A 17683-nucleotide genomic window follows, 5' to 3' on the forward strand; every position below is an offset into this window, starting at 1 on the left:
AGGAGCAAATTAATGAGATTAAACAAAATTTTCAAAAACACGTTATTAGTTATTTCAGCTGGAATAATCTTAACAGCGTGTGCAACAAAAAAAGAGGTAGCTGTAGAGGCGCCAAAAGAAGAAACTAAAGAAGAAGTAACTAAAATTGAAAAAATTGCAGGTCAAATGCAAGGAGACGTTTACGTTGGAACAGATAGCGTAAAATATTTAGCAGATGGTGTTGCTGATAGAGTGTTCTTTGCAACCAACGAATCTATATTAACTACAGCTTCAAGAGAAACTTTAAGAGCTCAAGCTGCTTGGTTAAGAGAAAATTCTAACATCACTGTAGTTTTAGAAGGTCATGCAGATGAAAGAGGAACAAGAGAATATAACTTAGCACTTGGAGAAAGAAGAGCTAACGCTGCAAAAGATTATCTAATGACTTATGGTGTTTCATCAGACAGAATTACTGTAATCAGTTATGGTAAAGAAAGACCTGTTGACTCAGGATCAAATCCTTTAGCATGGTCTAAAAACAGAAGATCAGTTACTGTTAAAGCAAACTAAAGAATTTTTAAAAAAGACCCTAAAATTAAAAACTTTTAGGGTCTTTTTTTTGCCTTTTTATAATCATATAAAAATTTAATGAGATCACTTTTTAGATCAACATTATTTAATTTAATAATAATATTAAATTTCTTTTTTTCGGGAATTGCTTACTCAGATAACCATAATATTTATGAAATTTTAGATTTAATTAAAAAAGATTTAAAAACTCTTGAAAGAGCCGTTTACTCAGGATCAATAGAAATAGAAAGTACAACAAATAATCAATCAGTATCAAGTCTTGATAATAATTCTGAGGATGTCTTAACTAGACATTTGTTAAAGTTATCAGAGGTAGAGGAGCAGTTTAGAGAACTTACTAATAAATTTGAGGAAATTAATTTTAAGCTTGATAAACTTTCAAACAGAGTATCCAAGCTACAGTCTGATAATCAGATAAGGTTTCAAGATATAGAAAATGATTTAAGTTCTGTTAATGTAATTGATAGCAGTCAACAACTCAGTTCTGCGCCTAAAATTGAGAAGCAAATTCTTCCTGGAAGCTCGCAGCCTCAGGACTTAGGTACAATTTCTTATAAAGATATGGAAACTTCAGAGGAGAATCAACAGATTCAATCGGTTGATACTACAGCTTCTATTGTAGAAGAAACTTTTCAAGCTGAAGATAAAATTTTACCAATAGATTTAACTCCAAAAGAACAATATGAATTTGCAACAAGTTTCTTAAAAGTTGGAGATTACAGTACAGCAGAAAGAGCTTTTAGAGAATTTGTGTTATCAAATCCTGAAGATGAATTAGCAGGTAGTGCTCAATATTGGTATGCAGAAACTTTCAGAATAAGACAACTTTATACTGATGCTGCTTCAGCTTATCTCGAAGGATATCAAAAATATCCTAAAGGAAAGAAAGCTCCAATAAATTTATTAAAACTTGGAGTTTCAATGGTTCAAATTGGTGAAAAAGATCAAGGCTGTAAGATGATTAATGGTGTAGAGTTGCAGTATCCAAACGCAAATCAGTCTGTAATACAAAAAGCAAAATATGAGTCTAAAAAATTTGAATGCGTCAAGCAAGATTCATAAACAACTTCTTAATAAGCTAAGAGATAAAAGAATTTATAAAATCTATAATAAATTTGAAAATAATTTAAAGTTAAATAACGATTTTACAGTTGCTGTATCAGGTGGCCCCGATAGCCTTGCTTTAGCTTTTTTTTCAAAAATTTATTCAATTAAAAAATCTTTAAAAATCAAATATTTTCTAGTTGACCATAAATTGAGAAATAATTCATCGGTAGAAGCTTTATTTGTAAAAAATCTTTTGAAGGATTTTTCTATAGATTTAGATATTTTAAAATGGAATGGGAAAAAACCCAAAAATAATATCCAATCTCTTGCAAGAAAAAAAAGATATAATCTCTTAATTAACCAATCAAAAAAATTTAAAATTAATCATATTTTATTTGGTCACCATGAAGATGATGTTTATGAAAATTTTTTAATTAGGCTTTTAAGAGGTAGTGGTTTAAAGGGTATCGTATCTTTAGACAAAACGACTTTAATTAATAACGCAAATATCTTAAGACCTTTAATAAACGTTGAAAAAAAAGATTTAATCTACATCTCAAAAAAGGTGTTTAATAAATATGTAGAAGACCCTTCAAATGAAGATGAAATTTTTACAAGAGTGAGAGTAAGAAATTTAATTAAAAATCTTGAAAGTGAAGGTTTGGATAAAAGTAAATTTAAATTATCAATTAGTAATTTAAAAAGTGTCGACCAATCAATCCAGTTTTTTTGTGAAAAAAATTTAAAAGAAAATTCGATTATTTCTCAAAATAAAGTTGTATTAAAAGAAGAATTTTTTAACTTTCCTCAAGAAGTTTTGTTCAGGTCATTTTCAAAGATCTTACAGTTAGTTGGGAAAAAGTATTTTCCGCCCAGAGGTAAAAAAATTACTAATATTTTAGAAAATCTACAGAGTAAAATTACTTTTAAGTCTACACTTGGGAATTGTGTAATAAAAAAAATCAAGAAAACTGTAATTGTATATAAAGAGCGTTAATATCACTAAATTTATAGTTATTTTGTCACTTGTTTAATTTGCAATAATTCTTATCTTTACACCATGAATTTTAAAAATCTGGCTATGTGGGGAATAATAGTTTTTTTAACTATTGGTCTTTATAACATGTTTAAAAATCCTCAATCAAATATTAGAGGAGGAAATCAAATAATTTTTTCAGATTTTTTAACTTCAGTTGAAAATGGAGAAGTTTTAAAAGTTGAGATACAGGGAAACAACATCAAGGGTGTTTACTCAAATGGAAATTCATTTTCAACTTATGCTCCAAACGATCCAAATTTAATTGAAAAATTATCAGACAAAGGAGTAAGTATTTCAGCAGCTCCGTTAGAAGAAAAAATGCCATCTTTATTTGGCGTACTACTTTCTTGGTTCCCAATGCTTTTATTAATTGCTGTTTGGATATTTTTTATGCGACAGATGCAAGGTGGAAAAGGTGGAGCAATGGGATTTGGCAAGTCAAAAGCTAAAATGATGAATGAACTTAAAGGCAAAGTAACATTTAATGATGTTGCTGGAGTAGAAGAGGCAAAAGAAGAAGTAGAAGAAATTGTAGAATTTTTAAAAGACCCTAAAAAATTTAGTAGACTTGGTGGAAAGATACCTAGAGGTGCTTTATTGGTTGGACCTCCAGGAACGGGAAAAACTTTGTTAGCAAGAGCTATTGCAGGTGAAGCAGGAGTTCCTTTCTTTACTATCTCTGGTTCAGATTTTGTTGAAATGTTTGTTGGTGTTGGAGCATCAAGAGTAAGAGATATGTTTGAACAAGGTAAAAAAAATTCTCCGTGCATAATATTCATTGATGAAATAGATGCAGTTGGAAGAAGTAGAGGTGCAGGTTTAGGTGGTGGAAATGATGAAAGAGAGCAAACTTTAAACCAATTATTAGTAGAGATGGATGGGTTTGATACTAATGAGGGAGTTATAATAATTGCAGCAACAAATAGACCTGATGTTCTTGATCCAGCACTATTAAGACCTGGAAGATTTGACAGACAAGTAGTTGTTTCAAACCCAGATATTATTGGAAGAGAAAAAATTTTAAAAGTCCATGTGAAAAAAATTAAGATGGCACCCGATGTAAATTTAAGAACTATTGCAAGAGGGACCCCCGGTTTTTCAGGAGCAGATTTAGCTAACTTAGTCAATGAAGCTGCTTTATTAGCAGCTAGAAAAAATAAAAGAATTGTAACTTTATTAGAATTTGAAGAGGCAAAAGATAAAGTATTAATGGGTGCTGAAAGAAGATCAATGGTAATGACTGAGGATGAAAAAAAACTTACCGCATATCACGAAGGTGGCCATGCTTTAGTCTCGTTTAATATGCCTAGTTATGATCCAATTCACAAAGCCACTATCATTCCAAGAGGAAGAGCTTTGGGAATGGTTATGAATTTACCAGAAAGAGATAAACATGGATATTCAATCAAATATTTAAAAGCTAGACTAGCAGTTTGTTTTGGAGGAAGAGTTGCAGAAGAATTAATTTTTGGAAAAGATAACATTTCTACAGGAGCAGGTGGAGGAAGTGGTTCAGATATTAATCAAGCTACTCAACTTGCAAGAGCGATGGTAACTAAATATGGTATGAGTGAGGAAATGGGTCCAGTTGAGTATGGAGAAAATCAAGAGGAAGTTTTCTTAGGTAGATCTGTTACTCAAACACAATCAGTTTCTGAAGAAGTTGCTCAAAAAATTGATAAGGAAATTAGGAAACTAGTCGACGAAGGATATAATCAAGCAAAGAAAATTTTGACTGAGAAAATTGACGATCTACATAAAATTGCTAAAGCATTAATTACTTACGAAACCTTAACAGGTGAAGAGATTGAGAACATAATTAACAAAAACTTATATCCAAAAGATAAAATTTTAGAAAATCAAGACTCAAAAGATGATCATGACTCGGCTTTAGGAGCCATGGGTCTAAAACCAAAAATTGTTCATTAATTTATAATGCAAAGATATTACACAAGAGCGTGTAATTTCTATTATGGTAATCAATCAAAAATTTTAGTAAGTAAAAAAAAAGCCATACCATTACATCAAATTAAGGAAATATCGTTTGATCATATTGAAATAATAACTAGAAAATCAAAGAAAAAAATTTCAATTAATCAAATAAAATATTTACCAAATGATTTAAAGAAAAAAGTTAATTTAGATTTAAAAAAAATTAAAACTAAAAAAAAAAATTTTTCTAACTTAGAATTTAAAAAAGTTCCAAATATACTAGGTGTCTTAAATCTTACCCCAGATAGTTTTTCTGATGGAGGAAAATTTAATACAAAACAAAGAGGAATAAGTCATGCTTTTAAACTATATAACGATGGCGCTGATTTAATCGATGTTGGAGGAGAGTCAACAAGACCAGGTTCAAAGATAGTAAATAAAGAAGATGAATGGAAAAGAATTAATGAAATCTTAAAATCTATTGTAAAAAAAATTCCGATTTCTTTGGATACTAGAAAATCTGATATAATGAAAAATGGAATTAAATTAGGTGTAAAACTAATTAATGATGTTTCAGGCTTAAGTTTTGATACAGAAACAATAAACGTATTAAAAAAAAATAAAGTTCCTTTTGTCATTCAGCACACGCTTGGAACACCAGAAAATATGCAAAAAAATCCAAAATATAATAATGAATTACTAGATATTTATGATTTTTTTGAGGAGAAAATAAAACTTCTAAGGTCTAAAGGTATTAAACATAACAATATAATTTTAGACCCTGGAATCGGGTTTGGAAAAAAACTGAAACATAATATGAATTTAATCAGAAGTGTTTCTATTTTTCATTCATTAGGATTTCCTATACTTGTAGGAAATTCTAGAAAAAGATTTATTAGAGATATTTCCAAAAAAAATGATAGCTTTACTAGAATTGGAGGAACAATATCGTCATCATTATATTTGATGACACAAGGAGTTCAGATTTTAAGAATTCATGATGTTAATGAAGTTATGCAAGCAATTAAAGTTTTTAAAGAGATAACAAATAAATAATGGCAAAAAAATATTTTGGAACAGATGGAATAAGAGGAGCTATTAATAGTAAAAATATTAATGGAGATATGTTTTTCAAGTTTGGACTAGCTAGTGGTACATATTTTAAATCCCAAAAGAAAAAAAAACAAACAGCAATAATAGCAAAAGATACAAGATTGTCAGGATATACACTTGAACCTGCGCTTGTTTCTGGTTTGGCTTCTGCAGGCATGCATGTTTACACATTGGGTCCTTTACCAACCAATGGATTAGCTATGCTTACAAAAGAAATGAAGGCTAATATGGGTATTATGATTACAGCTTCTCATAATCCTCATTATGACAATGGATTAAAATTATTTGGTCCTGATGGAATGAAATTATCAGATAAAATAGAAAAAAAAATAGAAGCTCTTATAGATAAAAAAATATCAAATAACCTTTCCAGTCCTGAAAAGTTAGGAAGAGTTAAAAGATTAGAAACAGGTACTAAACAATATATTAAAATATTAAAAAAAAATTTCACAAAAGAGTTCAATTTAAGAGGATTAAGAATTGTTATAGATTGTGCCAATGGTGCTGGTTATAAAGCAGGGCCTGAGTTATTAAAATCATTAGGCGCTAAAGTTATAGCAATAGGTGTAAACCCAAATGGTTTAAACATTAATAAAGATTGTGGCTCAACTTTTCCAAGAAAAATTAGAACAGCTGTAAAAAAATATAAAGCTCATATTGGCATTTCTTTAGATGGAGATGCTGATAGAATTATAATGTGCGATGAAAAAGGTAACATTGTAGATGGTGATCAAATAATAGCTGCTTTAGCTGCAAGATGGAAAAATAAAAAAATGTTAAAAGGTGGTGTTGTTGGAACTCTAATGTCGAATTATGGATTGGAAAAATATTTAAAATCTAAAAGAATAAAATTTTTAAGAGCTAATGTAGGCGATAGATATGTTAAAGAAAAAATGCAAAAATATAAATTTAATTTAGGTGGTGAACAATCAGGACATATTATTTTAGGTAAATTTGCAACAACTGGAGACGGGTTGCTTGTAGCTTTAGAAGTTCTTTTTGCTCTGAGAAAAGGTAAAAAAACGAGTGAATTTTTTCAGAGTTTTAAGAAAACTCCTCAATTATTAGAAAATATAACTGTTAAAGATAAAAATATTATTAATAAACCTGAAATAAAAAAAGTTATAAAACTCGCAGAAAAATTAATTCATGGTAAGGGAAGAGTTTTAGTTAGAAAATCGGGAACAGAAGCTAAAATTAGAGTGATGGCAGAAAGTGATAATAAAATACTTTTATCCAGATGTGTAAACATGATATCCAAAAAAATAAAATAAATTGAAACCAAATTCGAAAATTTTAATTATTGCGGGTTCAGATTCATCTGGTGGGGCTGGTATACAAGCTGATATTAAAACTGTTACAGCTCTAGGTTCTTATGCGATGACAGCTATAACTGCAGTTACAATTCAAAATACTACAGGTGTGAAATCAATAGTAGGCATCAATCCAAAAGAAATTTTCAATCAAATAGTTTTTACTTCAAAAGATATTAAGCCTGATGCAATCAAAATAGGAATGTTACACTCATCTAATGTTATCAAGATGGTAATTAAAGCATTAAATTTAATTAAAGTTAAAAGTATTATTTTAGACCCTGTCATGGTTGCAAAAGGTGGTGCCAAATTAATAGATAATAAAGCAATTAAGTTATTAAAATCGGAATTAATAAAAAAAGTTTCACTAGTTACCCCTAATATTCCTGAAGCTGAAATTTTGACTGAAACAAAAATCATATCTGTTGAAGATATGATTTACGCTGCAAATAAGCTTATGGAATTTGGAGCTAAAAATGTTCTTATTAAAGGTGGACATTCAAAAAATAAAATAGTTAAGGATGTTTTTGTTAATAAAAAAGATATTAAGATTTTTAATAGTAAGCGTTATAAAACAAATAATACTCATGGTACAGGTTGTACTTTATCAAGTGCAGTCACTACATTTGTATCGTGTGGAAAACCAGCAAAGAAATCTTGTGAGCTTGGAATTAAGTATGTAAATTCAGCTATTAAAACAAACCCAAATTATGGAAGAGGTCATGGTCCAATTAACCATCTCACTTCTATAAAAGTAAATAAAAAATTTAATTAATGAAAAACATAGTTGTTGTTGGATCTCAATGGGGTGATGAAGGAAAAGGTAAGATTGTTGATTGGTTATCTGAACAGGCAGATGTAGTTATTAGATTTCAAGGTGGTCATAATGCGGGCCACACTCTTGTTATTGATGGCGTTACTTATAAGCTAAGATTACTTCCATCTGGCATTGTTAGAAAAGGTAAAATATCAATAATTGGTAATGGTGTTGTTGTAGATCCTTGGGCCTTATTGGAAGAAATTGAAGAGATTAAATCTAAAGGTGTAGAAGTAGATGTAGATAACTTCATAATATCAGAATCTGCAAATCTGATTTTGCCATTCCATAGAGAAATGGATGAAATTAGAGAAGATACGGCAGGAAAAAGTAAAATAGGAACTACCAGAAGAGGAATTGGTCCTGCTTATGAGGATAAAGTAGGAAGAAGATCAATAAGGGTTATGGATTTAAGATCAGAAAAAAATTTAGATCAAAGATTAGATTCTGTATTGATACATCATAATGCAATCAGAAAAGGACTTGGAAAAAAAATTTTTGAAAAAGATCAACTTAAATTTGATTTACTCAAAATTGCTCCTAAAATATTAAAATTTTCACAGCCTGTATGGCTTAAAATTGATCAATTTAAAAAGCAAAAAAAGAAAATTTTATTTGAAGGTGCCCAAGGTATTTTACTTGATGTAGATCATGGAACTTATCCTTTTGTAACTTCATCTAATACAGTTGCTTCGAGCGCAGCTACTGGAACAGGCTGTGGTCCTAATTCAATAAACTATGTTTTAGGAATTACAAAAGCTTATACAACAAGAGTAGGGGAAGGGCCTTTTCCAACAGAACTAACTGATGAAGTAGGTGAACTTTTGGGCACACGTGGAAAAGAATTTGGAACTGTTACAAGTAGAAAAAGGAGATGTGGGTGGTTTGATGGTGTTCTAGTAAGACAAACAATTAAAGTTTCAGGTATAGATGGTATAGCTTTAACAAAATTGGACGTTCTTGATGAATTAGATGAAATTAAAATATGCATTGCTTATGAACTAGATGGAGAAAAATTAGATTATTTGCCTGCTGCTGTAGAGGATCAAATTAAAATAAAACCAATTTACAAATCTTTTCCAGGCTGGAAAGTATCTACTAGTGGAATTAAAAATATGGACTCATTACCTGATAATGCAAAAAAATATATTTTTGCAGTAGAAGATTTTATAGGTGCAAAAATATCAAGCGTCTCTACTAGTCCTGAAAGAGATGATACTATTTTAATTGAAAATCCTTTTGAAGCTTAATTTGCAGGTAATAAATTTTTAGATTTAGCAAGAAGTAGCATTTGTTTTTGAAGTTTTTCAAATGCTTTATTTTCTATTTGTCTAACTCTTTCTCTACTAATTTTATATTTTTTACTTAAATCTTCCAGGGTAGTTGGATCATCATTAAGTCTTCTTGAATACAATATCTCTCTTTCTCTATCATTAAGCACTGTAATAGAATCTTTTAATAAGTCTTTTCTTTGCTCCATTTCCTCATGTTGAGCAAATTTTAAATCATGATCAAGCTCTTTATCTACTAACCAGTCTTGCCATTCATCACCATCCTCTCCAACTTGAGCATTCAATGAAAACTCTTTTCCAGAAAGTCTTCTGTTCATTGAAACAACTTCTTCTTTACTCACATCAAGTTTGTTGGCAATATGGTTTACGTGTTCATCCCTTAAATCACCTTCAGTTTCAGGAGATATTTGGTTTTTAATTTTTTTTAAGTTGAAAAATAATTTTTTTTGAGCAGTTGTTGTTCCAATTTTTACAAGACTCCAAGATCTTAAAATATATTCTTGGATGGATGCTTTAATCCACCACATAGCATAAGTTGCTAATCTAAAACCTTTTTCAGGTTCAAATTTTTTAACAGCCTGCATCAAACCAACATTTCCTTCTGAAATCATTTCATTAATTGGCAGACCATAGCCTTTGTATCCCATAGCAATTTTTGCAACTAATCTTAAGTGACTAGTTACTAATTTTTCAGCAGCTTTAATATTTCCAGTTGTTTTCCAATTTTTGGCTAACATATATTCTTCTTCTGCAGCCAACATTGGGAATTTTTTAATCTGTTCTAAATAAGCAGAAAGACCACCCTCATTGGAAAGTGTAGGAAGATTGTTGCTCATAGTTGTGCTCATAGCAGAGTTTATTTAGTTAATTATACTTAATTTTCAATAATTTATTCTTCAGTGTTTCTAAGCATTTTTAAAATATTATTTAGTTCTTGAGGCAAAATTGAGGTAAAAATCAGTTCTTTCTGAGTTCTAGGATGAACAAAGCCTAAAGTCTTTGCGTGTAGAAATTGTCTGTTTAAATTTGTAATTGAATTTTGAATGTCAAAATCAACATTTTTTAATTTTTTATATTTTTTTTTGTATTTATCATCACCAACTAAACTATTTCCTTTATAATTCATGTGCACTCTGATTTGATGAGTTCTACCAGTTTCTAATTTGCATTCGACTAAACTTAACGTTGGTATTTTTTTATTTTCGAATATTTCAATTGTTTTATAGTTCGTTACAGCTTTCTTACCCTTTGAACTGCTCACTTCCATAAGTTGTCTATTTTTTGAACTACGAGTAATAAATGTTTCTATCCTACCAAAAGATGGTCTTAGCTTTCCCCATATTAAAAGTTGGTATTCTCTAATAATTGTGTGCTTACTGAATTGTTTTGATAAATTTTCATGGGTCTCATTATTTTTTGCCACAACAACTAAACCTGAAGTATTTTTATCAATTCTATGGACAATTCCAGGTCTTAATTCATCCCCAATAGTTGATAAAGATTCTTTATTATAATGCATCAATGCATTTACAATTGTTTTGTCATAATTGCCTGCTCCAGGATGCATTATAATTCCTGAAGGTTTATCGATTACTAATAAATCAGAATCTTCATAAACGATATTCAATTTAAAATCATAAGGCTTTAGAGATGCAATCTCTGGTTCTGGAATCGTAAGATTTACAACATCACCAATCGAAACTTTTTTAGATGGACTTTTAATTATTTCATTATTTAGTTTTAATTTTTCTTTTAAAATTAAATTTTTAACTCTGGTTCTACTAATAATTTCGTCTCTTTTGTTAATTAATACATCTACTCTTAAATTCTTTTCTTCTTCTTCAACTATAAAATTAATGCTTTTTTCCATAAAGTATAATATTAATACTAAATGCGCTTGTAGCTCAACTGGATAGAGCGCCAGATTTCGGCTCTGGAGGTTCAGGGTTCGACTCCTTGCAGGCGCACCATTTATTCTCCAATATTAATTAATGTCCCTTTTTCCCTAGCTTTATCAAACGAAAAATAAAAAGTTGCTATAGCAACTGTGAAATAAAATGCATTTAGTGAAAGTGCGATACGAATGTTTTCATAGCTAACAATTCCATTGACTAAGATATTTCTGGTTTCTTCAAATATATAAACCAACGGCAATGCGTATGCTATTGATTGAAATATTTCAGGTAAAATTTCAACTGGATAATAGATACAGCCAAAAGGTGCCAATAAAAACATTGTCGACCATGCAATATTCTCAAAAGATGGCCCAAATCTTAGCAACCCAGCTGAAACAAAAAGCCCCAAAGTAATTCCAAAAATATACAAACTTAAAAAAAGAAAAGCTAATGGTAATCCCAAGTTTAATATAGATATGCCAAATAATGGTGAGGTTAAAAGTATCGCTGGAATTAATCCGATTAAAGCTCTTATTAAAGCGGTGATTACAAGTGCAGTAATTATTTCACTAATTTTCATTGGGGCAATAAATAAATTAGTAAAATTCCTACTCCAAATTTCTTCTAAAAATAACATATTAAAACCAATGCTTGTTCTAAAAAGAAAATCATAAAGAATTGCACAAGACAATATAACTCCAACAGCTCCACTATAGTATGAACTGTGTGCTGCAAAAAAATTGGAAATGAAACCCCAAAGAGTTATCTGGATAGAGGGCCAATATATTAAATCAAGTATTCTCGGGAACGACCTAGTAATTAAATAAAAATGCCTTAAAAATAATCCATATATTCTTGTAATATTCATTTATCTTTCCTAACAATTTCTAAAAAAACTTCTTCCAAGTTTTTTTGTCCATATTTTTTTATTAAATCTTCTGGGGTACCACTGTCGACGATAGTACCATCCTTCATCATCATAACAGAATTACATAATCTTTTTACTTCATCCATGTTATGAGAAGCCAGCAAAACAGATATTTTTTTTTCTTCTTTATACTTTTCCAAAAAGGTTCTAATAAAATCTGCTGTTTCGGGGTCTAGAGCAGCTGTTGGCTCATCTAACAAGAGCACAGTAGGATCATTAATTAATGCTTTCGCAAGACTTACCCTATTTTTTTGTCCTGATGATAGCTCTCCTGTAATTTTATCTAAAAGATCTCCCAATCTTAATTTTTCTGAGAGAAAATTAATTCTCTCATTCAAATTTTGAATATTATATAGTTTTCCATACACAATTAAATTTTGGTTTACTGTTAATTTTTTAGGCAATTCAATGTAGGGAGAAATAAAATTCATTTTGTGTAGAATTGAAATTTTATTATTTTCAATATTTTTACCGTTAATTAAGACTTGGCCACTTGTGGGTTTTAATAATCCTAGTATCATTCCAATTGTTGTTGTTTTTCCACAACCATTTGGACCTAACAGTCCTACTATTTCATTTTCATTAATTTTAAAATTTATATTATTAACTGCTTTTTTAATCTTATATGATTTTGATAGATTTATGACTTCTATTGAGTTTTTCATTTGAAGTTTGATGCTCTCTTGAGTCTGTCATTTATTGTTTTTCCAATTCCTTCATTTGGTATTTTTTCTACAGCTATTGATTTATATTTATCTTTTTTTATTTTTCTCAAAACACTATACAGGTTTCTGGCAGCTTCATTTAAGTTATTTGTTTTGCTTAAATAATAAATATCTTTAGATATATTTTCTCTTTTTTTTAAGAGTACAAAAGCTTCATTTTTTTTGTTTTTTTTTGCGTTCATTCTTAAAGGTAATCCTGGAGAATAGTGTAAAGGAAATAGACCAGGAGAAATTTTATCTTTTGAATTTATATTAATTATTATTTTTTGATTCAAAGTTTTTTTAATCTTTGAAACACTCAATCCTCCATATCTTAGTAATCTAGGTTTATTTGTTATATTTAATATTGTAGACTCGACACCAATTTTACAAACACCACCATTCAAAATAAATTTTATTTTGTTGCCAAATTCATCTTTGACGTCTGCTGCTTTTACTGCACTTAATCTTGAAGAAATATTAGCACTTGGTGCTGCAATTGGATATTTTAAATTTTTGAGTAATTTTCTAAATAGAGGATGTTTTGGAAATCTTATAGCAACTGTTTTTTTATTATTGGTTACAAACTTTGATATTTTAGAATTTTTTTTGAGCTTCAATATATATGTTATTGGTCCTGGAGAAAATTTTTTATAAAGTTTAATAAAACTATCATTTATCTCACAGTCTTCTGAAATTTTTTTTAAATTATAGTAGTGAACAATTAGTGGATTGTTAGTAGGTCTTCTTTTTAGTTTAAAAATTTTTTTAACAGCTGTGTCTGAGTATGCGTTGCCTGCGAGTCCGTAAACAGTTTCTGTTGGAACAGCTACACAATGACTTTTATCTAAGTAATTTTTCGCTTTTTTGATGTTTGATTGAATATTTTTCATGTAATAGTAATGATTAATATATGAAAGATAAAAATTTACCACTCGATTATGATAATAGAACGCTTGAAGAGTTAACAGATGAAGCAAATCAAATGATAAAGTCTTTAGAAGAAAAAGATGACCTAGACAATTCTGTAGAAAGCTATCAAGAGTTACTAAAATTAAATAATTTAATTGAAAAAAAATTTCAAAAAAATTTAAGATCTATTAGTGAAAATACAAATAAAAAAATTAAGGATATCATTAAGAGAAAGTGAAAAATCAACTTAATAAAATTGCAAAAGATACCAATTTATTCTTGAAAAAATATATTCAGGAACAAGAAAATTCCAAATTAATTTATGCAATGAAGTATGGATTATTTCCTGGAGGAAAAAAAATTAGATCTAAAATATTAATTGATATTGGATCGTTATTCTCAATTAACTATCACACATTAATTGCTATAGGCGCTGCTGTAGAATGTATTCATGCTTATTCTCTTATTCATGATGATTTACCATGCATGGATAATGATAATATGAGAAGAGGTAAACCATCAACTCATATTAAATTTGGTGAGTCGACAGCTGTCCTCGCTGGAAATTCATTATTAACAATGGCTTTTGAAATTTTAACTAGTTCCAAGATAAAGTTGAGGGACAAAATTAAAGTTAAATTAGTAGATAAACTTTCTATGTGTTCAGGACATTTGGGTATAGCGGGTGGTCAATATTTAGATTTAGATTTTGAAAAAAAGAAAGTTTCAGAAAAACAAATTATAGAAATGGAAATTAAAAAAACAGGAAAACTTTTTAGTTTTTGTTGTGCAGTACCAGCAATCATTAAGGAGAAAAGTCTAAAGGAAATAAAATTTTTTGAGAGTCTTGGTTCTGATATTGGTCTTCTTTTTCAAATAGCAGATGATTTAATAGATTTTAAAGGTAATTCTAAAATTGCTGGGAAGAGAACAAAAAAAGATCAAAAAAAAGGCAAAGCTACGCTTATAAGTTTACTAGGTTATGATGCTTCAATCAAATATTGTGGTAAGATTATTTCAGATATTAATAGAAATTTAAAAATTTATGGTTCAAAATCAGAAAATTTAAACGATACATTAGAATTTATATTGAATAGAAATAAATGAAAAATAATTACAAGTTTTTAGATAATATTAACTTTCCATCCGATTTAAGAAAAGTTTCTGAAAATGATTTACAACAAGTGGCTGATGAAGTTAGAGAAGAGATGATCAGTGCAGTATCTAAAACTGGTGGACATTTAGGTGCAGGTCTAGGGGTTGTTGAGCTGACTGTAGCTCTGCACTATGTTTTTGACACACCTAATGATAGATTAATTTGGGATGTAGGACACCAAGCATACCCACATAAAATTTTAACAGGAAGAAAACAAAAAATTACAACCTTAAGACAAGGCAACGGTTTATCAGGTTTTACTAAAAGATCTGAGAGTGAGTATGACCCATTTGGTGCAGCTCATAGTTCCACATCTATATCATCTGCACTTGGCATGGCTGAAGCAAATAAATTAGAAAATAAATCTTCGAATGTAATAGCAGTTATTGGAGATGGCGCAATTAGTGCTGGTATGGCATATGAAGCTATGAATAATGCTGGCGCATCAAAAACTAAAATGATCGTTATATTAAATGATAATGACATGTCTATAGCAAAACCAGTAGGAGCAATGAGAACATATTTAGCAAAGTTATTTACTGGAAAAATCTATTTTAGCTTAAGAGAAACTTTAAAATTAATCACCTCAGCTTTTTCAAAAAGATTCAGTGCTAAAGCTGGTAAGGCAGAAGATTTTTTTCGTTCTGCTGTCACCGGTGGAACACTATTTAGCTCACTTGGTTTTTATTATGCAGGACCAATAGATGGACATGATCTTTCCACACTTGTCCCTATTTTAAGAAATGCTAGAGACTCAAAGCATGAGGGTCCAATTATGATACATATTAAAACTCAAAAAGGAAAAGGATATTCTTATGCTGAAAAAGCTAGCGATCACTATCATGGAGTATCAAAATTTAATGTTGAAACTGGAGAGCAACAAAAAAGTGGTTCTAATTTACCTTCATATACAAAAGTTTTTGCAAATACACTTGTTAAGCATGCAAAAAAAGACAGTAAGATTGTTGGAATAACTGCAGCAATGCCAGGTGGAACCGGTATGGATATCTTTGGCAAGGAATTTCCAAAAAGAATGTTTGACGTTGGTATAGCTGAACAGCATGCAGTTACTTTTGCTGCGGGTCTTGCAACAGAAGGGTATAAACCCTATGCCGCTATCTATTCTACCTTTCTTCAGAGAGCTTACGATCAAGTAGTGCATGATGTAGCAATACAGAGTCTACCTGTAAGATTTGCAATTGATAGAGCTGGATTAGTTGGCGCAGATGGATCAACGCATGCAGGGTCTTTTGATATTACTTATTTGTCAACTTTACCAAATTTTATCGTGATGGCAGCTAGTGATGAAGCTGAGTTAATAAAAATGATTAATACTTCGGTTGATATTAATGATAAACCCTGTGCAATAAGATATCCAAGAGGAACAGGTATTGGAGTTGAACTTCCTTCAATAGAGGAAAAAATAGAGATAGGTAAAGGAAAAATTATTCAGCAAGGAACTCAAGTTTGTTTGTTGAGCTTAGGAACTAGACTTGAAGAATGTAAAGTAGCTGCAGAAGAATTGAAAGCAAAGGGTATTTCAACAACAATTATAGATGCCAGATTTGCAAAACCTTTAGATGAAGACTTAATTTTAAAATCTGCAAGAGAACATGAATTAATGATTACAATTGAGGAAGGTTCTATAGGAGGATTTGGTTCCCATGTTAAAAATTTATTAGCTGAAAAAGGGATATTTGATAAAGGGTTAAAATTTAGATCCATGACTCTTCCAGATGAATTCATAGAGCAAGATAATCCAAAAAATATGTATGATATTGCTGGACTTAATAGTCCACAAATTACAAAAAAAGTTTTAGAAGTTTTATTTAATAAGGATTCAATTAGAGTAGTAAAAAACTAATTATTTATCTGCACTGAGCCTGATTCATTAGGTAGTGGTCTAATAAAACACAATTCATCATAGCTTCTCCAACTGGAACAGCTCTTATTCCTACGCAAGGGTCATGTCTCCCTTTAACTGATATTGTGGTATTTTTTCCGAATTTATTAATAGTTTTTCTTGTAGTTAAAATTGAAGATGTAGGTTTAACTGCAAATGATGCTATTATTTCTTGCCCTGAAGAAATTCCGCCTAAGATCCCGCCTGCATTATTAGAGTTAAATTTTAATTTTTTATTTTTTAATGATATTTCGTCAGAGTTTTGCTCGCCACTTAGTTGTGCAGAATTCATTCCAGCACCAACATTTACTCCTTTAACTGCGTTAATGCTCATAAACGCTGATGCAATGTCAGAATCTAATTTTGAATAAATAGGCGCACCAAGACCTGCAGGAATACCTCTTGCTCTAACCTCTATTACAGCACCACATGATGACCCTGATTTTCTTACACCAAGTAAATATTTTTCCCATAACTTAATCATAGACTTATCTGGACAAAAGAATGGATTTTTTGAAATAATTTTATCATTCCACTGTGACGTATCACATCCTAAGATTCCTAATTGAGTTACAGCACCTATAACTTTAAATTTTTTTCCTAATTTTTTTTGAAGTACTAGTTTAGCTATAGCACCAGCCGCAACTCTTGAAGCTGTCTCTCTAGCTGAAGATCTTCCTCCACCTCTGTAATCTCTAATTCCGTATTTTTTGAAATAGGTAAAGTCCGCATGCCCTGGTCTGAATTTATCTTTTATATTTCCATAATCTTTAGATCTCATGTCTTTATTATAAATAATTAAAGAAATTGGTGTGCCAGTAGTTTTTCCTTCAAATACACCTGAAAGTATTTGGACTTTATCGTCTTCTTTTCTTTGTGTGGTAAATTTTGATTGTCCAGGTTTTCTTTTATCTAATTCTAATTGAATATCTTTTTCATCTAGATTTATGTTTGGAGGACAACCGTCAATTATACAACCAATAGCAGGACCGTGAGATTCACCCCAAGTTGTGAAACGAAATAGCTTTCCAAAAGTGTTAAATGACATTATTTATATTATAT

Annotated in this window: 17 protein-coding genes and 1 tRNA gene; 12 read left to right on the forward strand and 6 right to left on the reverse strand. The window is 30.0% G+C overall.

The features are described 5' to 3' along the window. Positions 1-12: 12 nt before the first annotated feature. From pal to VP90_RS06385, 8 genes are all read left to right on the forward strand, one after another. Complete coding sequence (gene pal / locus VP90_RS06350) at positions 13-549, forward strand: peptidoglycan-associated lipoprotein Pal (RefSeq protein WP_425321981.1); 537 nt, start codon at positions 13-15, stop codon at positions 547-549. A gap of 78 nt (positions 550-627) precedes the next feature. After that, entirely contained in the window at positions 628-1632 is a 1005-nt protein-coding gene (gene ybgF, locus VP90_RS06355; protein ID WP_262590284.1) for a tol-pal system protein YbgF, read from the forward strand. Continuing rightward, positions 1592-2614 (forward strand): tRNA lysidine(34) synthetase TilS, encoded by a 1023-nt coding sequence (gene tilS, locus VP90_RS06360; RefSeq protein WP_262590285.1) that lies wholly within the window; start codon positions 1592-1594, stop codon positions 2612-2614. Before ybgF ends, tilS begins: the two co-directional genes overlap by 41 nt. 63 nt (positions 2615-2677) lie before the next feature. Next, positions 2678-4585, forward strand: a complete 1908-nt coding sequence (gene ftsH / locus VP90_RS06365; RefSeq protein WP_262590286.1) for an ATP-dependent zinc metalloprotease FtsH — start codon at positions 2678-2680, stop codon at positions 4583-4585. Positions 4586-4591: 6 nt separating this feature from the next. Next, entirely contained in the window at positions 4592-5644 is a 1053-nt protein-coding gene (folP, locus tag VP90_RS06370; RefSeq protein ID WP_262590287.1) for a dihydropteroate synthase, read from the forward strand. Then, positions 5644-6975, forward strand: coding sequence for a phosphoglucosamine mutase (glmM, locus tag VP90_RS06375; protein ID WP_262590288.1), 1332 nt, complete (start codon positions 5644-5646; stop codon positions 6973-6975). The genes folP and glmM overlap by 1 nt, the downstream gene beginning before the upstream one ends. Before the next feature lies 1 nt (position 6976). Continuing rightward, positions 6977-7789: a bifunctional hydroxymethylpyrimidine kinase/phosphomethylpyrimidine kinase gene (gene thiD, locus VP90_RS06380; protein WP_262590290.1), complete on the forward strand. Its 813-nt coding sequence runs from the start codon at positions 6977-6979 to the stop codon at positions 7787-7789. Next, on the forward strand, positions 7789-9081 hold the full coding sequence (locus tag VP90_RS06385) for an adenylosuccinate synthase (RefSeq protein ID WP_262590291.1): 1293 nt from the start codon (positions 7789-7791) through the stop codon (positions 9079-9081). The genes thiD and VP90_RS06385 overlap by 1 nt, the downstream gene beginning before the upstream one ends. Here VP90_RS06385 and rpoH read toward each other — a convergent pair. Both rpoH and VP90_RS06395 read right to left on the reverse strand, forming a co-directional pair. After that, the gene (gene rpoH, locus VP90_RS06390) at positions 9078-9971 is read right to left on the reverse strand and encodes an RNA polymerase sigma factor RpoH (RefSeq protein WP_425321971.1); all 894 of its coding nucleotides are present in this window, start codon (positions 9969-9971) and stop codon (positions 9078-9080) included. The two genes, VP90_RS06385 and rpoH, sit on opposite strands and share 4 nt — an antisense overlap. A 41-nt stretch (positions 9972-10012) precedes the next feature. Beyond that, on the reverse strand, positions 10013-10993 hold the full coding sequence (locus tag VP90_RS06395; RefSeq protein WP_262590292.1) for an RluA family pseudouridine synthase: 981 nt from the start codon (positions 10991-10993) through the stop codon (positions 10013-10015). A 23-nt stretch (positions 10994-11016) separates the two neighbouring features. On the opposite strand from VP90_RS06395, the gene VP90_RS06400 reads away from it, so the two are divergent. Next, positions 11017-11093 (forward strand) — tRNA-Arg (locus VP90_RS06400). A gap of 1 nt (position 11094) precedes the next feature. Here VP90_RS06400 and VP90_RS06405 read toward each other — a convergent pair. The 3 genes from VP90_RS06405 to VP90_RS06415 are packed head-to-tail and all read right to left on the reverse strand — an operon-like array spanning position 11095 to position 13543. Beyond that, positions 11095-11886 (reverse strand): ABC transporter permease, encoded by a 792-nt coding sequence (locus VP90_RS06405; protein WP_262590293.1) that lies wholly within the window; start codon positions 11884-11886, stop codon positions 11095-11097. Further along, on the reverse strand, positions 11883-12611 hold the full coding sequence (locus tag VP90_RS06410; RefSeq protein WP_262590294.1) for an ABC transporter ATP-binding protein: 729 nt from the start codon (positions 12609-12611) through the stop codon (positions 11883-11885). Before VP90_RS06410 ends, VP90_RS06405 begins: the two co-directional genes overlap by 4 nt. Next, complete coding sequence (locus VP90_RS06415) at positions 12608-13543, reverse strand: L-threonylcarbamoyladenylate synthase (protein ID WP_262590295.1); 936 nt, start codon at positions 13541-13543, stop codon at positions 12608-12610. The genes VP90_RS06410 and VP90_RS06415 overlap by 4 nt, the downstream gene beginning before the upstream one ends. A 20-nt stretch (positions 13544-13563) precedes the next feature. Here VP90_RS06415 and VP90_RS06420 point away from each other — a divergent pair, with 20 nt between their 5' ends. From VP90_RS06420 to dxs, 3 genes are read left to right on the forward strand one after another with little or no spacing between them, the layout of a single operon-like run. After that, complete coding sequence (locus VP90_RS06420; protein ID WP_262590296.1) at positions 13564-13800, forward strand: exonuclease VII small subunit; 237 nt, start codon at positions 13564-13566, stop codon at positions 13798-13800. Beyond that, entirely contained in the window at positions 13797-14669 is an 873-nt protein-coding gene (locus VP90_RS06425) for a polyprenyl synthetase family protein (RefSeq protein WP_262590297.1), read from the forward strand. The genes VP90_RS06420 and VP90_RS06425 overlap by 4 nt, the downstream gene beginning before the upstream one ends. Continuing rightward, positions 14666-16582, forward strand: a complete 1917-nt coding sequence (dxs, locus tag VP90_RS06430) for a 1-deoxy-D-xylulose-5-phosphate synthase (RefSeq protein ID WP_262590298.1) — start codon at positions 14666-14668, stop codon at positions 16580-16582. The genes VP90_RS06425 and dxs overlap by 4 nt, the downstream gene beginning before the upstream one ends. 4 nt (positions 16583-16586) lie before the next feature. Here the strand turns inward: dxs and aroC are convergent, their stop codons facing one another. Beyond that, positions 16587-17669: a chorismate synthase gene (aroC, locus tag VP90_RS06435; protein ID WP_262590299.1), complete on the reverse strand. Its 1083-nt coding sequence runs from the start codon at positions 17667-17669 to the stop codon at positions 16587-16589. Between the last annotated feature and the right edge of the window lie 14 nt (positions 17670-17683).

The sequence above is a fragment of the Candidatus Pelagibacter ubique HIMB140 genome, assembly GCF_025558165.1.
GTDB classification, from domain to species: domain Bacteria; phylum Pseudomonadota; class Alphaproteobacteria; order Pelagibacterales; family Pelagibacteraceae; genus Pelagibacter; species Pelagibacter ubique_T.

Coding starts and splice junctions, on each gene's coding strand:
- pal (WP_425321981.1), top strand. CDS start 13: ATGAGATTAAACAAAATTTTCAAAAACACGTTATTAGTTATTTCAGCT.
- ybgF (WP_262590284.1), top strand. CDS start 628: ATGAGATCACTTTTTAGATCAACATTATTTAATTTAATAATAATATTA.
- tilS (WP_262590285.1), top strand. CDS start 1,592: ATGAGTCTAAAAAATTTGAATGCGTCAAGCAAGATTCATAAACAACTT.
- ftsH (WP_262590286.1), top strand. CDS start 2,678: ATGAATTTTAAAAATCTGGCTATGTGGGGAATAATAGTTTTTTTAACT.
- folP (WP_262590287.1), top strand. CDS start 4,592: ATGCAAAGATATTACACAAGAGCGTGTAATTTCTATTATGGTAATCAA.
- glmM (WP_262590288.1), top strand. CDS start 5,644: ATGGCAAAAAAATATTTTGGAACAGATGGAATAAGAGGAGCTATTAAT.
- VP90_RS06385 (WP_262590291.1), top strand. CDS start 7,789: ATGAAAAACATAGTTGTTGTTGGATCTCAATGGGGTGATGAAGGAAAA.
- rpoH (WP_425321971.1), bottom strand. CDS start 9,971: ATGAGCACAACTATGAGCAACAATCTTCCTACACTTTCCAATGAGGGT.
- VP90_RS06395 (WP_262590292.1), bottom strand. CDS start 10,993: ATGGAAAAAAGCATTAATTTTATAGTTGAAGAAGAAGAAAAGAATTTA.
- VP90_RS06405 (WP_262590293.1), bottom strand. CDS start 11,886: ATGAATATTACAAGAATATATGGATTATTTTTAAGGCATTTTTATTTA.
- VP90_RS06410 (WP_262590294.1), bottom strand. CDS start 12,611: ATGAAAAACTCAATAGAAGTCATAAATCTATCAAAATCATATAAGATT.
- VP90_RS06415 (WP_262590295.1), bottom strand. CDS start 13,543: ATGAAAAATATTCAATCAAACATCAAAAAAGCGAAAAATTACTTAGAT.
- VP90_RS06420 (WP_262590296.1), top strand. CDS start 13,564: ATGAAAGATAAAAATTTACCACTCGATTATGATAATAGAACGCTTGAA.
- dxs (WP_262590298.1), top strand. CDS start 14,666: ATGAAAAATAATTACAAGTTTTTAGATAATATTAACTTTCCATCCGAT.
- aroC (WP_262590299.1), bottom strand. CDS start 17,669: ATGTCATTTAACACTTTTGGAAAGCTATTTCGTTTCACAACTTGGGGT.